The organism is Vibrio sp. Vb1337 (assembly GCF_033338715.1).
In the GTDB taxonomy this organism is placed as follows: domain Bacteria; phylum Pseudomonadota; class Gammaproteobacteria; order Enterobacterales; family Vibrionaceae; genus Vibrio; species Vibrio alginolyticus.
This window is the reverse complement of record NZ_JAWOTD010000257.1, coordinates 1-1,062: the sequence shown is the minus strand read 5'-3', so window position 1 is coordinate 1,062 and position 1,062 is coordinate 1. Positions and strand designations below refer to the sequence as shown.

The window sequence follows — 1,062 nt, the reverse complement described above, 5'->3', positions numbered from 1 at the left end:
ATAAATGAGAATGAGTGAGTTCGTCAGTTCAGTGCTCATGTAATTCGAGAATAAAAAACGGCGCTTTAAGCGCCGTTTTTAAAGGGATGAAGCGGTGTTAAGAAGCTTGTTGATTGTCTAGTTCTTCACCAAGAAAACCGCCAGTTTGGTGTGCCCAAAGCTGTGCGTAGATGCCGTTATGAGCGATCAGCTCTTGGTGCGAGCCTTGCTCTACGACGTTACCTTTGTCGAGAACGATTAAGCGATCCATCTGGGCGATGGTCGACAATCGGTGTGCTATTGCAATCACGGTTTTGCCTTGCATCAGCTCGTTCAAGCTTTCTTGGATAGCCGCTTCGACTTCTGAGTCCAGAGCTGAAGTTGCTTCATCCAGTACCAACAGCGGCGCGTCTTTCAATAACACACGAGAAATAGCGATACGTTGACGCTGACCACCAGACAACTTCACGCCTCGTTCGCCAACTTGCGCATCGTAGCCGACATTGCCAAATGGGTCTGTCAGTGTTTCGATGAACTCGTGAGCGTGCGCTTGTTTCGTCGCTTTAAGCAGTTCCTCTTCTGAGGCGGTTGGGTTGCCGTACAAGATGTTATCTCTTATTGAACGGTGCAAAAGAGACGTATCCTGTGTCACCATACCAATTTTCGAGCGCAACGAATCTTGCGTGACGTCAGCAATGTTTTGACCGTCAATCTTAATGCTGCCTTCTTCCACATCATGGAAGCGTAACAGCAAGTTCACCAACGTGGATTTGCCTGCGCCAGAGCGCCCAACCAAGCCGACTTTTTCTCCAGGTTTGATGTCGAGATTCAGATGGTTGATGACGCCTTTGTTTTCACCGTAATGAAAGCTGACGTTATCGAACTGGATGCCACCTTGAGATACGACCAAGTCTTTCGCATTCGGTTTGTCTTGGATATCGATAGGTTTGGACAGTGTTTTCATGCCATCCACGACAGTACCCATGTTTTCAAACAGGGCTCCTACTTCCCACATGATCCACATCGACATGCCGTTAACGCGCAGCGCTAGGCTGACCGCAATAGCAATGGCACCGACGCTAA

At 48.6% G+C, this 1,062-nt stretch carries 1 protein-coding gene; it reads right to left on the bottom strand.

What is annotated here, in order from left to right; all coding sequences use genetic code 11:
* Positions 1–97 precede the first annotated feature (97 nt).
* Positions 98–1,062: ABC transporter ATP-binding protein (locus R7E42_RS25470; RefSeq protein WP_318073304.1), on the bottom strand; the 965-nt coding region annotated here is incomplete at its 5' end.